This is a genomic window from Brevundimonas sp. (assembly GCF_044336875.1).
In the GTDB taxonomy this organism is placed as follows: domain Bacteria; phylum Pseudomonadota; class Alphaproteobacteria; order Caulobacterales; family Caulobacteraceae; genus Brevundimonas.
The window spans coordinates 83,792-101,561 of the sequence record NZ_JBIIOP010000006.1 but is presented as its reverse complement, the minus strand read 5'-3'; the positions used below and the strand labels follow the sequence as shown (position 1 = coordinate 101,561).

The 17,770-nt window shown below is 69.1% G+C and carries 16 protein-coding genes; 6 read left to right on the top strand and 10 right to left on the bottom strand.

All coding sequences use genetic code 11. From position 1 onward, the window contains the following. The first annotated feature begins 32 nt into the window (after positions 1-32). On the top strand, positions 33-1,838 hold the full coding sequence (locus ACIQ1T_RS09840; RefSeq protein WP_395944368.1) for a DUF885 domain-containing protein: 1,806 nt from the start codon (positions 33-35) through the stop codon (positions 1,836-1,838). Between the two features lie 22 nt (positions 1,839-1,860). Here the strand turns inward: ACIQ1T_RS09840 and ACIQ1T_RS09835 are convergent, their stop codons facing one another. The 3 genes from ACIQ1T_RS09835 to chpT form a co-directional block, all read right to left on the bottom strand. Beyond that, the gene (locus tag ACIQ1T_RS09835) at positions 1,861-2,676 is read right to left on the bottom strand and encodes a CheR family methyltransferase (RefSeq protein WP_395944367.1); all 816 of its coding nucleotides are present in this window, start codon (positions 2,674-2,676) and stop codon (positions 1,861-1,863) included. Further along, positions 2,673-3,050 (bottom strand): response regulator, encoded by a 378-nt coding sequence (locus tag ACIQ1T_RS09830; protein ID WP_395944366.1) that lies wholly within the window; start codon positions 3,048-3,050, stop codon positions 2,673-2,675. Before ACIQ1T_RS09830 ends, ACIQ1T_RS09835 begins: the two co-directional genes overlap by 4 nt. A gap of 91 nt (positions 3,051-3,141) precedes the next feature. Next, entirely contained in the window at positions 3,142-3,846 is a 705-nt protein-coding gene (gene chpT / locus ACIQ1T_RS09825) for a histidine phosphotransferase ChpT (RefSeq protein WP_395944365.1), read from the bottom strand. A 96-nt stretch (positions 3,847-3,942) separates the two neighbouring features. Here chpT and cysQ point away from each other — a divergent pair, with 96 nt between their 5' ends. Beyond that, a complete protein-coding gene (gene cysQ, locus ACIQ1T_RS09820; protein WP_395944364.1) occupies positions 3,943-4,770 on the top strand; it encodes a 3'(2'),5'-bisphosphate nucleotidase CysQ in 828 nt (275 codons plus the stop codon). 159 nt (positions 4,771-4,929) lie between these two features. Here cysQ and ACIQ1T_RS09815 read toward each other — a convergent pair whose 3' ends face one another. After that, positions 4,930-6,153, bottom strand: a complete 1,224-nt coding sequence (locus ACIQ1T_RS09815; RefSeq protein ID WP_395944363.1) for a hypothetical protein — start codon at positions 6,151-6,153, stop codon at positions 4,930-4,932. Positions 6,154-6,263: 110 nt separating this feature from the next. Then, the gene (locus tag ACIQ1T_RS09810) at positions 6,264-6,641 is read right to left on the bottom strand and encodes a hypothetical protein (protein WP_395944362.1); all 378 of its coding nucleotides are present in this window, start codon (positions 6,639-6,641) and stop codon (positions 6,264-6,266) included. A gap of 147 nt (positions 6,642-6,788) precedes the next feature. On the opposite strand from ACIQ1T_RS09810, the gene ACIQ1T_RS09805 reads away from it, so the two are divergent. Then, positions 6,789-8,033: a polyhydroxyalkanoate depolymerase gene (locus tag ACIQ1T_RS09805; RefSeq protein ID WP_395944361.1), complete on the top strand. Its 1,245-nt coding sequence runs from the start codon at positions 6,789-6,791 to the stop codon at positions 8,031-8,033. A gap of 134 nt (positions 8,034-8,167) precedes the next feature. Then, positions 8,168-8,884 (top strand): M48 family metallopeptidase, encoded by a 717-nt coding sequence (locus ACIQ1T_RS09800; RefSeq protein ID WP_395944360.1) that lies wholly within the window; start codon positions 8,168-8,170, stop codon positions 8,882-8,884. A gap of 172 nt (positions 8,885-9,056) precedes the next feature. On the opposite strand, the gene ACIQ1T_RS09795 is transcribed toward ACIQ1T_RS09800, so the two are convergent. The 3 genes from ACIQ1T_RS09795 to ACIQ1T_RS09785 form a co-directional block, all read right to left on the bottom strand. Beyond that, entirely contained in the window at positions 9,057-11,153 is a 2,097-nt protein-coding gene (locus ACIQ1T_RS09795; RefSeq protein ID WP_395944359.1) for a PBP1A family penicillin-binding protein, read from the bottom strand. Between the two features lie 106 nt (positions 11,154-11,259). Further along, positions 11,260-11,877: a methyltransferase domain-containing protein gene (locus ACIQ1T_RS09790; protein WP_395944358.1), complete on the bottom strand. Its 618-nt coding sequence runs from the start codon at positions 11,875-11,877 to the stop codon at positions 11,260-11,262. After that, the gene (locus ACIQ1T_RS09785; protein ID WP_395944357.1) at positions 11,874-12,833 is read right to left on the bottom strand and encodes an alpha/beta fold hydrolase; all 960 of its coding nucleotides are present in this window, start codon (positions 12,831-12,833) and stop codon (positions 11,874-11,876) included. The genes ACIQ1T_RS09790 and ACIQ1T_RS09785 overlap by 4 nt, the downstream gene beginning before the upstream one ends. A 176-nt stretch (positions 12,834-13,009) precedes the next feature. On the opposite strand from ACIQ1T_RS09785, the gene ACIQ1T_RS09780 reads away from it, so the two are divergent. Continuing rightward, positions 13,010-14,122, top strand: coding sequence for a Rieske 2Fe-2S domain-containing protein (locus tag ACIQ1T_RS09780; RefSeq protein WP_395944356.1), 1,113 nt, complete (start codon positions 13,010-13,012; stop codon positions 14,120-14,122). A 166-nt stretch (positions 14,123-14,288) separates the two neighbouring features. Here the strand turns inward: ACIQ1T_RS09780 and ACIQ1T_RS09775 are convergent, their stop codons facing one another. Beyond that, positions 14,289-15,305 carry an adenosine kinase gene (locus ACIQ1T_RS09775; protein ID WP_395944355.1) on the bottom strand — a complete coding sequence of 339 codons (1,017 nt, stop codon included), beginning with the start codon at positions 15,303-15,305 and terminating at the stop codon, positions 14,289-14,291. A 92-nt stretch (positions 15,306-15,397) separates the two neighbouring features. Here ACIQ1T_RS09775 and ACIQ1T_RS09770 point away from each other — a divergent pair, with 92 nt between their 5' ends. Further along, positions 15,398-16,270, top strand: a complete 873-nt coding sequence (locus ACIQ1T_RS09770) for a RimK family alpha-L-glutamate ligase (RefSeq protein WP_395944354.1) — start codon at positions 15,398-15,400, stop codon at positions 16,268-16,270. Here ACIQ1T_RS09770 and ACIQ1T_RS09765 read toward each other — a convergent pair. After that, positions 16,267-17,760, bottom strand: coding sequence for a methyl-accepting chemotaxis protein (locus ACIQ1T_RS09765; RefSeq protein WP_395944353.1), 1,494 nt, complete (start codon positions 17,758-17,760; stop codon positions 16,267-16,269). The genes ACIQ1T_RS09770 and ACIQ1T_RS09765 overlap by 4 nt on opposite strands. Positions 17,761-17,770 lie beyond the last annotated feature (10 nt).

Sequence of the window (17,770 nt, the reverse complement as noted above, 5' to 3'; positions counted from 1 at the left end):
GCCTCCTCTGATTCCAGTGAGGGGCTTATTCCATGATCGACCGTCGCCGCCTGATGCTGTCCGCCGCCGGTGTGGGCGTCGTCACGGCCCTGCCCGCCTTCGCCCAGGCCCCCGACACTAACGCCGATGCGCGGCTGGACGCCCTGCTGACCGACTGGTTCAACGCGGACGTCGAGGCGCGGCCCGAGAGCGCGACCAGTCTGGGCCTGGACAAGGGCGACAAGGCCTGGCTGTCCGGCCGTCTGTCGCAGCGCGGCCCCGCCGATGTCGCCCGCGACAAGGCAAAGGCGATCGAACGCTGGCGCACGCTGCAGGCCTTCCCCAAGGCCGAACTCAGCCCCGCCTCGGCCGTCACCTACGAGATCGCCGCCTTCAACGCGGAAACGGCGGCCGGGGCCGCAGACTTCGACTACGGCACGGTCGGCGGCGGGGGCTATCAGGGCGCCTATGTCGTGACCCAGATGTCCGGCGCCTATTTCAACGTGCCCGACTTTCTGGAGAACCAGCACCGGATCGAGACGGCGGACGACGCCGAGGCCTTCCTGTCTCGCGTCGAGGCCTTCGGGGGCGTGCTGGATCAGGAGACCGAGCGGGTGCGGATCGACGGCGACCGGGACATCATCCTGTCCACCGTCCTGATGCAGAAGACCCTGCGCCAGCTGGACGCCCTGTCCGGCCAGGCCGGCGCAGACATGGCCTTCGTCAAGGCGCTGGGCCGCAAGACCGCCGACAAGGGGATCGCCGGAGACTGGAGCGCCCGCGCCGCCGCCCTGGTCGAAGAAGGGGTCAAGCCGGCGCTGGCGCGCCAGACCGAGACCCTGAAAGCCCTGCAGCCCAAGGCCTCCGAGGACGCCGGCGTCTGGCGTTTCCCGCGCGGCGCCGACCTCTACGCCCAGAATCTGAAGACCTATACGACCACTGGCCTGTCGGGCGGCGATATCCACCGGATGGGTCTGGAACAGGTCGCCGAGATCAGCGCCCAGATCGACGCCATCCTGAAGAGCCAGGGCCTGACCCAGGGCACGGTGGGCGAGCGGATCGCGGCCCTGAACGCCGACCCCGCCCAGCTGTGGCCCAACACGGACGAGGCCAAGGTCGAACTGATCGCCTCGCTGAACGCCCAGGTCGAGGCCCTGCAGCCCCTGCTGCCGCGCGTCTTCGGCCATCTGCCGAAATCGCGGGTCGAGATCCGGCGCGTGCCGCCGTCGATCCAGGTCGGGGCGCCGGGCGGCTATTATCAGGCGCCGACCCTGGATGGGTCGCGGCCGGGCGCCTATTACATCAACCTGCGCGACACCGCGAACTGGCCCAAATTCGCCCTGCCGACCCTGACCTATCACGAGGCTTCGCCGGGCCATCACCTGCAGGTGGCCCTGGCGCGCGAGATGGACAGCCTGCCCATCTATCGTCGCGCCGGCGGCTTCTCGGCCTTCAACGAGGGCTGGGCCCTGTACGCCGAGAGCGTCGCGGCCGATGATCTGGACGTCTATGCCGACAATCCGCTGGGACGGGTCGGCTTCCTGGGCTCCTACCTGTTCCGGGCCGTGCGGCTGGTGGTCGACACCGGCCTGCATCACGAGCGGTGGAGCCGCCAGCAGGCCATCGACTATATGTTCGCCTCGGGCGCCAAGCCGGGCGACGCCTCGGCCAGCGAGATCGACCGCTATTGCGTGATGCCGGGCCAGGCCTGTTCCTACAAGATCGGCCACACCGTCATCGCCGGCCTGCGGCGCGAGGCCCAGGCGCGGCCCGGCTTCGACCTGCGCGCCTTCCACGACAGGATTCTGGCCAACGGATCCGTGCCGCTGTCGGTGCTGCAGAAGATCATGGCGGCCTGATCGGCCGCCTTGCGCTGGAGGATCAGGCGGCGCGACGCAGGGTCGAGGGGCTCTTCACATACAGGCCCTTGCGGCCGCTGACGGGACGGAAGGCGACGGTCTCGCCTTCCAGCCGTTCGTCGGCGCCCAGGAACAGGCAGCCGTCGTCGACCAGGCGGCGCTCCAGCCCGTCCAGCACGCGGGCGCGGCGCGACGGCTCCATGTCGCCCAGCACATTGCGGCAGAAGATGACGTCGAAACGAGCCTCGTCGGTCGGCTCGTCCAGCAGGTTGGCGCGGCCGAAGCGGACCGTGTCGGCCAGTTCGTCGCGCACCCGCCAATTGTCCTCGATCGGCTCGAACCAGCGCAACATGGTCTGGGCGGTCAGGCCGCGCTGGATCTCGAACCCGGTATAGACGCCCGATCGGGCCTTCTCGATGGCGCGCTGCGACAGGTCGGTGGCGACCAGATCCAGCGGCACGCCGATCTCATGGCCTGTCATGGCGATGGACCAGGCTTCCTGGCCCGTCGAACAGCCGGCCGACCATACCCGCACCCGGCCGTTGGCCCGCGCCCGGCCCAGGGCCGGCAGCAGTTCCTTCTCCAGCACGGTGAAGGGAGTGCGGTCGCGACGGAACCAGGTCTCGGCGTTCAGCAGGGCCTCGATCACCGCCCAGCCCAGCGAGGCCACCGGGTGCGCCCACAGATTGGCCAGCAGGGCCTCGACATTGGCATAGCCTTCGCGACGCGCGATCGGGCCCAGCCGATGTTCGGCCAGGTGGATGCGATCCCGCGTCAGCCGATAGCCGGCGCGGGTGGCCAATAGACCCTGGAGCTTGTCGAAGTCCTCAGGCGTCATGCCGCGATCGCACCGACCTCCATCAGCTTGGATTGCAGGATCTCGCCGTCGAACGGCTTCATCACATAGTCGTCGGCGCCGGCGGCCAGGGCCTCTGCGATGCGGTCGGGGCGGGTCTCGATGGTGCAGAACAGCACCTTGGGCTGATCGCCGCCCGGCAGGGCGCGCAGGCGGCGCAGCAGGGTCAGCCCGTCCATCACCGGCATGTTCCAGTCGATCAGCAGCATGTCCGGCATGGCGCCGGAGCAATAGGCCAGGGCCTCCGCGCCGTCAGCGGCCTCATCGACCTCATAACCGAGGCCCTCGACGATCCGGCGGGCCACCTTGCGGATGATCCGGCTGTCGTCGACGATGAGGCAGGTTTTGAAATCCAAGGCGGGGCTCCCGAACCGCGGGGACTTCCGGCCGAAGTCACGCGTCGCTCAGTATCGCCTAATGCCAGTTAACGAGTCGTTGGGAAACGCCTCACAGGGGCATTCTGGCGTCGAACATCACCCGGCCGTCCTCGACCGTCACCTCCAGGGCGCCGCCGGCCTCGGTGACGGTCAGCCACAGCCAGTAGGGCTGGATCCACTGGCCCGCCAGACCTTCCGTCAGACGCTGACCCGCCAGGCCCGTCACCGCCTCGGGTTTCAGCCGGGCGCGGGCGCCGTCGGCCAGACCTTCCAGAACCAGGGTTCCATCCTCGACCCGCGACTGGATCACCGCATTGCCGCCCATCGGCAGGGCGCCGATGGTCAGATAGGCCAGATTGACCAGGGCGCGGGCCTGGGGCTTGGAGAATTCCCCTTCGGCGATGCGCCAGTCCATGGTGGCGCGCCCGCCGTCGGTCAGGCCGACGACCAGGGCCTCTAGCTCGCGGGCGTTGAAGCGTTCGCTGGTGGTCGCCGCACCGAAGGCGACGCGGGCGAAATGCACCAGGGCGACCATCTTGCGGGCGCTCTGCTCGATCAGGGACAAGGCGTCGTCGCGCATGTCCTGGGCCGTCGGATCGCGCATCAGGTCCAGACCCGAGACGATGGCGCCCGACGGGCTTATGAAGTCGTGGCATAGCTTGGCGGCGACATAGGTAGCCAGTTCGGTTCCGTCGACGGGCAGGTCCACGGACAGGTCCGCAGGCTGGTCCATAGGGGCTTGGGCGGCGTCGTTCGGGGTCATGGCGGCCAGCATACTCTCGTCGGCGTTCAGGTCACAGTTCGTGTCGCGCGCGAAGCTGACGTGATTTGCCGGTTCATGGAACCGCCGCGATGGTCTATCGAGCCCGTAATGACGACCTCCCCTACCAAGAAACTGGCCCGCGACCTGAAGTCCGGCGCCCTGTCCCTGGCCCTCGCTGAGATCGCCGAAGACGCCGCGCGCGTCATCCTGCCCTATTGGCGCAGCGGCACGGCGGTCGAGACCAAGTCCGACGACAGCCCCGTCACCCAGGCCGACCGCGCCGCCGAGGCCCTGATCCTGGAGCGGCTGGCGGCCCTTTATCCCGGCGTCCAGACGGTGGCGGAGGAAGCCGTCGCCGCCGACGGCGCCCCGGCCGCGGCCGAGGACTGGTTCTGGCTGATCGACCCGCTGGACGGCACCAAGGGCTTCGTGCGCGGGGGCGAGGCCTTCACCGTCAACATCGCCCTGATGCACCAGGGCTATCCGGTGGCGGGCGTGGTCACGGCGCCGGCGACGGCGACGACTTGGCGCACCGACGCCCCCGAGGGCGGCGCCTTCCGCCGCCAGTATGGCGAACAGCAGGAGGGCGAGGCCCATTCCGGCACCGAATGGCGTCCGATCAAGGTCCGCGATCGGCCGCAGGAGGGCATGGCCCTGCTCAGCCACAGCGTCACCGACGAGGAGGCGACCCGTCTCGCCGCCCGCCACGGCTGCACCCGCTGGCAGGGCACGGACTCCTCGCTGAAATTCTGCCTGATCGCCGAGGGTCGTTTCGACGCCTATCCGCGTTCCGGCCCGACCTCGGAATGGGACACGGCGGCGGGCCAGGCGGTGCTGGAGGCGGCCGGCGGCCGCGTCCTGTCCGACGACGGCCAGCGCCTGGCCTATGGCAAGCCGAAATTCCTGAACGGCGCCTTCGTGGCCATGGGCGGTTGAGGCCGCGCCACTGATCCGTCACCCTCGGGCTTGTCCCGAGGGCCTACCTCTCCGCGCGCATCAATGTCGGACGGCTCAGGCTGTCGCGACCAGCGGCGACGCTCGCATGGATCCTGACCGTGGGCCCTCGGGACAAGCCCGAGGGTGACGGGGGATTTTTTACAGCCCCGACTTCCACAACAGCGTCCCGGCCCGGTCCGCCAGGGCCGGCACGCCCAGTTCGCGCGCCGTTAGGACGGCCTCGTTCAGGATCAGGGCCAGGTTGCGCGGCGCGGGACCGCCCAGGCGGGCGCGGGCCAAGGCCAGTTCGCCCAGTCCGATCTGATCGGCGGTCCAGTCCAGCGGCGTCGCCTCGGCCAGACGGTCGCGGATACGCCCCTCCAGCAGATCCAGCCCGGCGAGGTCGCGCACGGCCTCGGCCAGGGCGGCTTCACGCGCCAAACGACGCTCGCGCACCAGGGCGCCCACGATCAGGCCATGGCCCTGGGTCAGGATCTCGGCCTGGGTCAGCAGCATCAGCGGCAGGGCCTCGTCCCCGGCGCGCAGCACCTGGATGGCGGCCCAGTCCAGCGGACTGTGATCGGGGGTGAACTGGTCGGCGGCGGCCTCGAACATCACCCGCCCCTGGGCCTGGGCCTCGGCGTGACCGGCGACGGCGGCCAGGGCCGACAGACCGGCCCCGCACAGGGCCAGGGCGCGGGCGCGGGTCAGGGGACGATAGTCGGGCGAGGCGGTCTCGACCAGGGCGCCCAGGTCGCGGCCCGCCTGGTCCAGCAGGCGCGGATCACGCTGCACCACCCCGGCCTCCAGCGCCAGGGCGGCGCGGTCCAGCCGCAGGTCGATATCCCTGGGACCGGTCGCGTGCTGGGCCGCGTCCATCAGGGCCAGGGCGTCCATCAGGGCGGCGCCATCGCCGGACAGTCGCGCCTTGCGCGCGCGCAGCCGGGCGTGAACCGAGGCGATCTCACCGGAAATGCGTGACCGGCGCACGCGCCCCCCGGCCTCCAGCGCCGCCAGGGCGCGGTCCAGGCAGGCGGGATCGCCGCACAGGTCGAAACGCAGCATCAGGGCCAGGGCCTTGTCCATGGCCGCCAGGGCCACCTGGTCCTCGCCCACGGCGGCGCGCAACAGGCTTTCGGCGCAGCGGTCGGCCCGGTCCAGGCTGTCGGCGTCGCCGCTGCGGCGGGCGTGCTCTCGCCACAGGGCGGCGGCGCGGCTCTCGGTCTCGAAGGGACGGGCGCAGGAGACACGGCCTGCGTCGATGGATTCTCGCCGCGCCTCGGCGCCCAGCAAGTCGACGCCGATCAGCTCGATCCAGCCCAGATCCTCGCTCTCGCGCGCCTGGGCGAACAGCTTGCGAAGATCACGGCCGAATTCGAACATGCCAGACGCCTCTGAAATCCCGCTTCGGGACGAAAGACGCGTCCCCCCATGGTCCTGATGCAAACGCAACGCCGCCCGGCCGGTTCAGCTTGACCATACCGGCGGTATCTTCAGTCCAGGTCCGGCGTCTTCTGGCGACAGCGTTGCAGGGCGGTGCGGGCGGCCGGCGCCTCTGCGTTCAACTGGCGCACCGCCTCGATCCGGGCGCGGGTCTGGTCAGCCTCGGCCACACGGGTCGGCTTGCCGGCCGCCGTCGCCGCCTGCATGGCCGCCAGGGACCAGTAGAGGGCGGAATCATACAGGCTCTTGCCCTCGGCGCTCTCGCCGCCCTCCAGTTCGGACGCAGCCTGGGTCAGGCCGGCGCAGCGCACCGCCTCCTCGTAGGAGACCAGGCCGACGGTCGGCGTCTGAAGGCCCATCAGGCCGGCGATGGTCAGGGTGACCAGCATCGATTGCTCCACGACGTCCCCCCGGACATCCACAGCCATCTGACCACGTCCGTGGGGCGGCGAGAAGGCGCCGTGAGATCAAGGATTGGACGTAACTGCGAATAAGTGACGGATGGCGGGGAAACCCTGTATGCTGCTCTGCAGCAAACGGCCCGCCGGCCCCGGCGGCGTCCATACCGGATCGTCATGCTCTACGCGTTTCACGAACTCGCCTACCAGTCGGCGCTGCCTCTGCGGGTCGGCGCCCAGATGGCCCGTCAGTTCTGGACCTCGCCGCTGAACCCGGCGGCGGACACGGCCATAGGCCGCACCGCCTACGCCTCGGCCGAACTGTTCGAGAGCATGACCCGCCGCTACGGCAAGCCCGACTGGGGGCTGGAGGTGGTCACGATCGAGGGTCAGCCGGTCCGCACCGTCGAACAGGTGATCTGGCAGAGCCCCTGGTGCCGCCTGGTCCGCTTCGCCCGCAACATCGGCGACCTGAAGCGCGTCGGGAAGCCGCCGTCCGGCCCCGCCGTCCTGATCGTCGCCCCCCTGTCGGGCCACTACGCCACCCTGCTGCGCGGTACGGTCGAAGCCTTCCTCCAGGACCACGACGTCTATGTCACCGACTGGATCAACGCCCGTCAGGTGCCGGCGCTGGAAGGCAAGTTCGACTTCTTCGACTATATCGACCACATCCGCCTGATGCTGGCCCAGGTGGGCGGCCGCGCCCATGTCGTCGGCGTCTGCCAGCCCGGCCCGCCCGTGCTGGCGGCCGGCGCCGTGATGGCCGAGGACGGCGACGCCAACCGCCCCCTGTCCATGACCTTCATGGGCTCGCCCATCGACGCCCGCCTGTCGCCGACCGTGACCAACCAGCTGGCGGAGGACAAGCCCTTCACCTGGTTCCGGTCGAACATGATCCACACCGTCCCCCTGCCCTATGCGGGCTTCGGGCGGCGGGTCTATCCGGGCTTCGTCCAGCTCTACAGCTTCATGTCGATGAACGAGGCGCGCCACCGCGACGCCCACTGGGACTATTTCAACAGCCTGATCGACGGCGACGGCGACGGGGTCGAGAAGCACGAGGAGTTCTACGACGAATATCTGTCGGTGCTGGACCTGACCGAAGAATTCTATCTCCAGACCATCGACATCGTCTTCCAGCAGCACCTTCTGGCGCGGGGCCTGCTGGAGCATCGCGGCCGCAAGGTGGATCTGTCCAGGATCACCGACATCGGCCTGATGACGGTCGAGGGCGAGAAGGACGACATCTCCGGCGTCGGCCAGACCCAGGCGGCGCACGGCCTGTGCCCCAATATCCCCGACGCGCGACGGGTGCTTTACGTCCAGCCGGGCGTGGGCCACTACGGCGTCTTCAACGGCCGTCGCTTCCGCGACGAGATCTATCCCCGCGTCCGCGATTTCATCGCCCAAAACGAGGCCTAGAGCATGATCGGTTTTGACGGAACCGCTTCGCGGTTCCGACAGAAGCGTGAAGCACGCTCTCGCTTTAATCTGGAGCCTGATCCACCGCTTCAGCTTAATCGCGAAGCGATTACTCCTCAGCGGATCAGGCTCTAGTGGCGTACCACAACGGTCAGCGGCTGCCGCTTGACGAGGGGGGCAGCGGCCCCATCCTCAGACTGTCCGTCAATCCGCGCGCCCGACGTCTGTCGGTGCGAATCGACGCGCGCGCGGGCGAGGCCGTGGTCATCGCCCCCACCGAACGCGGCCTGACCCAGGCCGTGGCCTTCGCCCGCACCAGGGCCGTGTGGATTTCCGAACGTCTGGCCGTCCGCCCGAAAAGCCGACCGCTGGAGCCGGGCCAGGTCATTTCCCTGCGCGGCAAGCCGGTGCGGCTGGAGGCCGTGCCCGGCGCCGGGGCGGCGCGGCTGGTCGAAGAAGGAACCGTGATCCGCTCGGGCGGCGAGGGCGAGGCCTACGCCCGCCGGGTCGAGAACCTGCTGAAACGCGAGGCCCGCGACACCCTGCAGGAACGGACCGACCACCACCTGCACGCCCTGGGCCAGAAGCCCGTCAAGATGGCGATTGCCGACACCAGGTCACGCTGGGGCTCGTGCAGCCCGCACAACCGCACCATCCGCTATTCCTGGCGGGTGATCATGGCCCCGCCCCCGGTCATCGACTACCTGGCCGCCCACGAGGTCGCCCACCTGGTCCACGCCGACCACAGCCCGGCCTACTGGTCGGTGGTCGAACGCCTGGTCGGCGACCACAGGCCGTGGCGCAAATGGCTGAGAGACTACGGCGCTGCCCTGCACGCCGTGGGGCGATAAACGCCTGCCGGCATCGTCTCCTCCCCACAAAGTGGGGAGGGGGACCGCGAAGCGGTGGAGGGGTTCTTGAAGCCCCACAGACGCCAGTGATGCGCGAAGAACCCCTCCGTCTCTCCGCTGCGCTTCGAGCCACCTCCCCATTTCATGGGGAGGAGACGATGCATCTCAACCGTCAGAAGAACAGCGGGTCCGACTTTTTCTCAGCCGGCTGACGGCCTTCCGGCTGCTGGTCCGGTGCGTCGCGGCCCGGCTGGGGCGAGGTCGGACGGACCACCGGCTGCCTGGGCGCCGGCTGTTGCGGAATCGGCTGACCCGACTGTTCGACATAGGGTTCGCCGATGTTCGGATCTACCGGCTCGACCGGGACGCCGCCCTCGCCCATGCCGGACAGCAGGTCGCCGACCGGATCGGGCGGGGTCCAGCCTTCGGGCATCGGCGGGCCGTTGGGGATGCGGGGCGCGTTCAGGCGCGGCAGGGCCGCCTCCATGAAGCCCTTCCAGATGGCGGCGGGCGACGAGCCGCCAGTCACGCCGCGCATGGCGGTGTTGTCGTCCTTGCCGACCCAGACGGCGGTGACGAAGCCGCCGGTGTAGCCGACGAACCAGGCGTCCTTGTAGTCCGAGGTCGTGCCCGACTTGCCGGCCAGATCGCGCCCGGCGATGGCCGCGCTGCGCCCGGTGCCCGAGGTCATCACCCCGCGCAGCATCTCGTTCATATAGTAGAGCGAGGGATTGTTGATCGCCTGGCCGTTCTGGGCGCCCGAGCGCTGATAGATGACCCGGCCCTGGGGCGTGCGGATGCGGCTGATGCCATAGGCCTCGACCCGGCGCCCGCCGTTCGAGAAGGCGTCATAGGCGGTGGCCATTTCCAGCGGCGAGACCTCGACCGCGCCCAGGGCCATGGCGGGCTCCAGGCCGATGCGGCTCTCGATGCCCAGGCGGCGGGCGGCGCGGGCCACGCTGTCGCGGCCGATCTGGTCGGCGACATAGGCCGCGACCGTATTGGTCGACTGGGCCACGGCCTGGGCCAGGGTCATGTTTCCGCTGAAGGTGTTGGAATAGTTCTTGGGCGACCAGTTGCCGATGGTGATGGGCTGGTCGACCACCGGGGTCTGGGGCGTATAGCCGGCCTCGACCGCCGCCAGATAGACGAAGGGCTTGAACGACGACCCCGCCTGGCGCCGCGCATCGGTGGCGCGGTTGAACTGGCTGTCGGCATAGGAGGCGCCGCCGATCATGGCCCGCACCCGGCCGTCGCCGTCCAGGGCTACCAGGGCAGCCTGCTGCACGCCCTTGCCCTCGTCCCGGTCCAGGATGCGGCGCACCGAGCGTTCGGCCGAGGTCTGCAGCGTCAGGTCCAGGGTGGTCTCGACCACCATGTCCTCGGTCGGTTCGCCGACCAGGCCGCGGATCGACTTGTCCAGCCAGTCGATGAAATACTGGGCGTGCTGGGTCGCCAGGGTGCGCGAGACGATGACCGGCTGGGTGACGGCCTCCTCGCGCTGGGCGGCGGTGATGACGCCGGCCTCTTCCATCTCGTTCAGGACGACGGTGGCGCGGGTCGCCGCCCGCTCGCTCTCGGACACCGGCGAATAGCGCGACGGCGCCTTCAGCAGACCGGCCAGCAGCGCGGCCTCGCCCACGGTCAGGTTCTTGGCCGACTTGTCGAAATAGCGTTGAGACGCCGCCTCGATCCCATAGGCGCCGGCGCCGAAATAGACCCGGTTCAGATAGAGGGCCAGGATCTCCTTCTTGGAGAATTTCATCTCCAGCCAGACGGCCAGCATCAGCTCCTGCACCTTGCGGCGGATGTTCTGGTCGGGCGTCAGGAACAGGTTCTTGGCCAGCTGCTGCGTCAGGGTCGAACCGCCCTGGACCACCCGCCCGGCGCGCATGTTCCGCACCGCCGCCCTCATCATGCCGATGGGGTCGAAACCCGGGTGGTGATAGAAGCGCCGGTCCTCGATGGCGATGAAGGCGGCCGGCACATAGTCGGGCAGGCTGTCCAGATCGGCCGGGGGCGCCATCTGGGTGCCCCGCGTGGCGATCAGGGCCCCGTTGCGGTCCAAATAGGTGATCGAGGGCTGGCGATCGACATTATAGAGGGTCGAGGTGTCCGGCAGGCCGCGGGCGAAGACGGCGAAGAAGACGACCAGGAAGATCAGCCCCCACACCGCCAGCACAGCGCCCCAGTAGAGCACGCGCTGCAACGGCGTGCGGGCCGGCTTCGCGCCGCCCTGTTGTCCGCCCCCGAACCCTGGACCCGCCATGAATATCCTCAGATGCCGCGCTCAGGCGGAGTGAACCCATACGCACCTGTATCGCGTATGAACCGCCGCCGAAACGGCCCCGCCGACTTCACGCGACCGTGAGCGGTTATTTCGCCGAAAGAAAGGCGCGGCGGGCCAGCCAGACGCCGTTTTCCGCCGCCTCGACGCTCAGCCCGGCCTCGGTCAGCAGGCGGCGATAGACGTCCGTATCCAGACTGCCGTGATAGAGGGGTTCGTCCCGCCATTCGCCCAGGGTCTCGCCATGCGCCGGGCCGGCGGTGAACATCAGCCGCCCGCCGTCCGCGACCCGGCCCGCCAGTTCGGGCAGCAGGCGCGCCTGAGCCTCGGGCGTCAGATGAAACAGGCTGTGCCAGGCCAGGACGGCGTCGAACCGCCCCGCAGGCAGGGTTTTGCGCATGTCGCCCAGCCTCCAGTCGCCCTGCGGCAGAGTGGTGCGGGCGTGGTCGATCAGGCCTGGCGAGGCGTCCAGACCGGTCACGCCGAAGCCGCGTCGCAACAGCGCGACCCCTATGGGCCAGCCCGAACCGCAGCCGACGTCCAGCACGGTCGCCCCGGCGGGCAACCCGTCCAGCAGCCGGTCCAGCCAGACCGCCTCGTCCGGATCGCTGGTCCCGACCTGGAGGTCTTCGCCCCGGTCGCGAATCCAGTCGGCCGCCTTGTCGTCGTACAGGCCGACAATCCGATCCGCCGCCGGATGGTTCATCGAGCGAGGAAGGCGTCCAGTTCGGCCTGGAAGGCCTGGGGCTGGTCGAACATGATGAAGTGGGCGCTGTCGTCGATCCGCTTCAGGGTCACGTTCGGCAGAGTGGCGTAGGACGCCCGATAGATCATGTCGGTCACCTCGTTCGTCATCCGCGCGTCGTTGAACTTCACATAGACAGCCTCGGTCGGGGCGGTGATCCGCGACAGTTCGGGACGCAGGTCGGTCGTCACCAGTTCGCGGAAGGCGGCGGCCGAGACCTTCTGGTCGCTGGCCCGCATGTCCTCCAGCGCCGCCTCGCGGCGGCTCTCGGTATTGATCATGCCATTGATGGCCGTGGCGGCCTGGGCCACATAGGCGTCGCGGGGGGCGTTGGACTGGACGGCCCAGATCTGGTCCGCAACCGGCGTCACGCCTTCCGCCGTCGTTCCCGGAGGGCCGAACATCGCCCCCATGAAGGGCACCATGTCGACCACCATCAGCCGGCCGACCAGATCCGGATGCCGCGCCGCCAGCATCAGGCCGATGGTCCCGCCCATCGAATGACCGACCACGGCGGGCTTCGACAGCCCCTGTTCGCGGATATAGCGGGCGATCTCCTCGGCGACCGGAGCGGCGACCAGACCCGGCGTCGCGCCTGTCTGGGCGTTGCCCTCGGCCGGCGCCCCGGCGAAGCCCTGGACATGGATCCGATGGACGCGCCAGCCCACGCCGTCCTGAGCCGTCAGATGATCAACCGTCTCCTGCCAGATCTCCGGCGAGGAACTGAGGCCGGGGATCAGGATGATGTCGCGCCCGCCCATATCCCCGTCCACCCGAACATGGATTCGGTCCGAGGCGAAGTCGGCATGTTGGTGGCCGTGGGCATGGCCGTGTTCGGAATGAACCCCGTGGCCGTCCTGGGCCTGGGCGGCCGGGGCGATGCAGAGGGCTGCGGCGGCGGCGAGGATGCGGAACATGGCGTGACTTCCCTTGATGACGACCCGAGCGGCGTTCTTTGACCGGGACCTTGCCCTGCCCTGCCGTTGGAGGAAAGCCGTCAAGGCTCCGGCGCGGCGCGAGATTGGACAAACGGTCCAGCTTGCAACCGGCGTGGGGTCTATGGCGTCGCCCCGCCCGCTGATAAACAGCCGTCATGACCGCCGAACCCGCCCAGCCCTCCGTCCCCGCCGCCAAGGCTCCGCCGACCGCCTTCGGCAAGGGCTTCGTCACCGACGCCTGGTATTTCGTCGCCCTGGGCCGCGACGTCGCCCCCGCCAGCCTGAAGCGCTACGAGATCATGGGCGAGCCGGTTCTGGTCGGCCGCACCCGCGCGGGCCAGGTCTATGCGATGCGCGACATCTGCCCCCACCGCGCCGCCCCTCTGTCGGCCGGGAAGCTGGTCGAGAAACCGGGCGAGGGCGAGACCGTCGAATGCCCCTATCACGGCTGGCGCTTCCGCCCCGACGGCGTCTGCGCCAAGATCCCGTCCCTGGTCGAAGACCAGGCGTTCGAGGCCGAGCGTATCCGCATCCGGTCCTATCCGGTGCGCGAGAGCCAGGGGATCGTCTTCGTCTGGATGGCGTCGGACGCCCGCAATCCGATGGAGCCCGACCACGAGCCGCCGGTCTTCCCCGGCGTGGTCGGCGGCGAGGCCAAACTGGTCGAATGGATGGATTTCGACAGCCATATCGACCATGCCGTCGTCGGCCTGATGGACCCCGCCCACGGGCCTTACGTCCACCAGCAATGGTGGTGGCGCAGCGAACATTCGATGCACGAGAAGGCCAAGGCCTTCGCCCCGGTCGAGCACGGCTGGGCCATGGTGCGCCACGCCCCCTCGTCGAACAGCCGCCTCTACAAGATCCTGGGCGGGGCACCGGCGACCGAGATCACCTTCCGCCTGCCCGGCTATCGCTGGGAACATATCCAGGTCGGCGAGAAACAGGTCCTGGCCCTGACCTGCCTGACCCCGATCACCGAGACCAAGACCCGGATCACCCAGATGTTCTGGTCCGACCACTGGGTGTTCGACCTGGCCAAACCCTTCCTGCGGATGGGGGTGGTCGCCTTCCTGAAACAGGACGGCGGCATGGTGAACCTGCAGAACGAGGGCCTGCGCTACGACCCGGCCCTGATCTGGATCGACGACGCCGACAAACAGGCCAAATGGTATCAGCAGCTGAAGCGTGAATGGCTGAAGAGCCGCGCCGAGGACCGGGTGTTCAAGAACCCGATCCAGCCGGTCACGCTGCGGTGGAAGAGCTGAGGCTCTGAAGACCCTCTCCCGCTTGCGGGAGAGGTGGCCCGGCGATCGGCGCAGCCGATCCAGGGTCGGAGAGGGAAGTTTCGCGAAACTCCCCCCATCGTCAGCCGTCTCGCTTCGCTCGACGAGCTGACACTTCCCCCGCAAGCGGGGGAAGGTCTTTATCGCCTTACAGCTTCAGCCCGGTGTCCTTGGCCAGATCGGCCAGTTTCACCATCGGGCGCGGGCCCCAGTGGGCGATGACTTCGGACGCCGCCAGCGAGCCCAGCTTGCCGGACTCTTCCAGGGTCAGGCCGCGCGCGACGCCCAGCAGGAAGCCCGCAGCGTACTGGTCGCCGGCGCCGGTGGTGTCCAGAACCTTGGCGACCGGATAGGCGGCGACCGTGATCCGCTCCTCGCCCTTGATCACCACCGAGCCGTGCTCGCCGCGCGTGACTGCGGCGATCTCGACGATGGCGGCCAACTGAGCGGCGGCTGCGTCGAAGTCCTCGGTCTCGAACAGGGCGCCCAGTTCGGCCTCGTTGGCCAAAACGATGTCGGCGGACTGGGTGATGAAGTCCAGCAGTTCGGCGCGCCAGCGGGCGACGACGAAGGTGTCGGACAGGGTGATGGCCACCTTGCGGCCGGCCTTGTGCGCGGCGGCGGCGGCGCGTTCGAAGGCGGCGCGGGCCGGGGCCGGGTCAAACAGATAGCCTTCCAGATAGACGATCTCGCTAGACGCGATCAGGGCCTCGTCGATGTCGTCGGCGAACAGCTGGTTGGCGGCGCCCAGGAAGGTCGCCATGGTCCGCGCCCCGTCCGGCAGGACATTGATCAGGCAGCGGCCGGTGCCGAAGCCGGCGGCCGCGCCGTCCTTCAGGACCGGGGTGTCGAAGTGGACGCCGGCGGCGCGGATGTCGTGGTTGAAGACTTCGCCCAAGGTGTCGTCGGCGACCTTGCCGATATAGGCGGCGCGGCCGCCGAAAGAGCCGACGCCCGCCACGGTGTTGCCGGCCGAACCGCCCGAGGCCTCGACGCCCGCCGCCATGGCCTCATACAGGGCGGCGCTGCGTTCGGCGTCGACCAGCTGCATCGAATTGGGGGCCAGGTCCTGGGCGGCCAGGAAGGTTGCGTCGCAGGGGCTCAGCACGTCGACGATGGCGTTGCCGACGGCGCAGACGTCGTATTGGGCGGTGTTCTGGGTCATGGTTTCGCCCTTAGCCGACGCGCCCGCCCCCGTCACCCGAAATCATATAAGGAAGACCTTATATGCTGCCTCGCCCTGGGTTAGGAGACGCCATGACCCAGATCGCCATCCTGATCCCCGACCCCACCGACAAGTCCTACATCGGCCGCTGGCCCGAGGTGCTGGAACGGCTGAAGACGACGCTGGAGGGCGCCGGCGCCGTCGTCACCGCCACGCCGTGGACCACCCATGTGTTGGACGCTTCGGCGCTTCTGGCCTTCGATCTGGTCCTGCCGGTCATCGCCTGGGGTTATCACCGCGATCACGCCCAATGGCTGGCGGCCTGCGCGACCTGGACGGCGGCCGGCGTGAAGATCGCCAATCCCGCCTCCGTCCTGGGATGGAATTCGGACAAGACCTATCTGGGACGGCTGGCGCAGAAGGGCGTGCCGATTCCGCCGACGATCTGGACCCAGGCCGCGACCCAGGCCGATGTGGACGCCGCCTTCGCCACCACGGGCGCGCCGGTGCTGATCGTCAAGCCGACCGTCTCGGCCGGCGCCTTCCGCACCCTGCGCCTGTCGCCGGGCGAGGCGATGACCGAGGCGCCGGACGGCCCGGCGATGATCCAGCCCTATCTGAAGTCCATCGAGACCGAGGGCGAGACCTCGCTGCTCTTCTTCGGCGGCCGGTTCAGCCATGCGGTCAACAAGCGCCCTGTAAACGGCGACTTCCGCATCCAGATGCAGTTCGGCGGCCTCTATACGACCGTGACGCCGGACGCCGGAGCGACGGCCCTGGCCGAACAGGTGCTGGCGGCCATCGACGAGCCCCTGCTCTACGCCCGCATCGACCTGGCCCGCGACGACGCCGGGGCCTGGGTGCTGATGGAGGCCGAACTGATCGAGCCGGACTTCTATCTGGACCACGACCCGGCGAACGGCGCCGGTTTCGCCCGCGCCGTTCGGGAAAGACTGGCGGCCTAGAACTCCTGCCAGTCGCCTGTCCGACCGCCCAAGGCCGCCAGGCGCGGGCGTTGCGGCTGGGGATTGGCGGCGAAGGCCTCGATCCGGGCGTGGGCCTGACGGATCGCGGCCGGGGCGCGGGCCGCCCCGCCGCCGGTCACCTGGAACCGGCCGACCAGTTCGGCCAGATCCGAGGCCTCGCGGCTCAGGCTCAGGCTGGCGGCGGTGGACTGTTCGACCATGGCCGCGTTCTGTTGCGTAACCTGGTCCATGTCGTTGACCGCCGTATTGACCTCGGCCAGGCCGATGGCCTGTTCCTGGGTCGAGGCGCGGATTTCGCCCATCAGATGGGTGATCTCGTTGATCCGGGCGGCGATGCCGATCAGGGCCTCGCCCGACTCGCGCACCAGGACCACGCCGTCCTTGACCTGGCTGCTGCTGGTCGAGATCAAGGTCTTGATCTCGCGCGCCGAGTCCGCCGATCGCTGGGCCAGGGCCCGGACCTCGGACGCGACCACGGCGAAGCCGCGACCCGCCTCACCGGCGCGGGCCGCCTCGACGCCCGCGTTCAGGGCCAGCAGATTGGTCTGGAAGGCGATCTCGTCGATCACCCCGATGATCTGACCGATCTGATCGGAAGACGTCTCGATCTCGCCCATGGCGGAAATGGCGCGCTGGACCACCGCGCCGCCGGTCTCGGCCTGGCCGCGGGTCTGGCCCACGACGGCGTCGGCGGCCTGGGCGTTTTCCGCCGTCCTGCGGACGGTGGCGGTGATCTGGTCCAGGGCGGCGGAGGTCTCTTCCAGCGCCGCCGCCTGGCGTTCGGTGCGCCGCGACAGGTCTTCCGCCGCGCTGCTGATCTCGTTGGCCCCCGACTGCATCGATCCCGCGTTGCCGCGAATGACGCCGACAGCCTCGTCCAGCGCCGTCATGGCCCGGTTGAAGTCGTCGCGCAGTTGGGCGTAATCGCCGGGGAAGGCCTCGCCGATCCGGTAGGACAGGTCGCCCGCCGCCATGGCCGACAGGCCGCGCCCGGTGCCCTGGACCACCGCCGCCTGCACCTCGGCCGCTTGATGATCGGCCTCGGCGCGCCGCTCGCGCTCGATCTCGGCGGCGGTCACGTCGGTGGCGAACTTGACCACCTTGTAGGGTTTTCCCGCGGCGTCGAAGATCGGATTATAGGTGGCCTCAATCACCGCGCGTCCCCCGCCCTTGCCATAGCGGGTGAATTTGTCGGCGATGAATTCCCCTGCGTTCAGCCGGCGCCAGAAGGCCGCATATTCGGGCGAGGCCGCCTCGACCGGATCCATGAAGATGCGGTGATGGCGCCCCTGGATCTCGTCCAGCCCATAGCCGACAACGGCGAGGAAATTCGGATTGGCCGTGATGATCGTGCCGTCCAGCTCGAACTCGATCACGGCCTGTGACCGCTGGACCGCCGCCAGCATGCTGCGCAGCTCCGCGCTCTCCACCACATCGGTGGAAGGCCGGTTCCTGAAGAGGGATTTCATATGGCGCGTC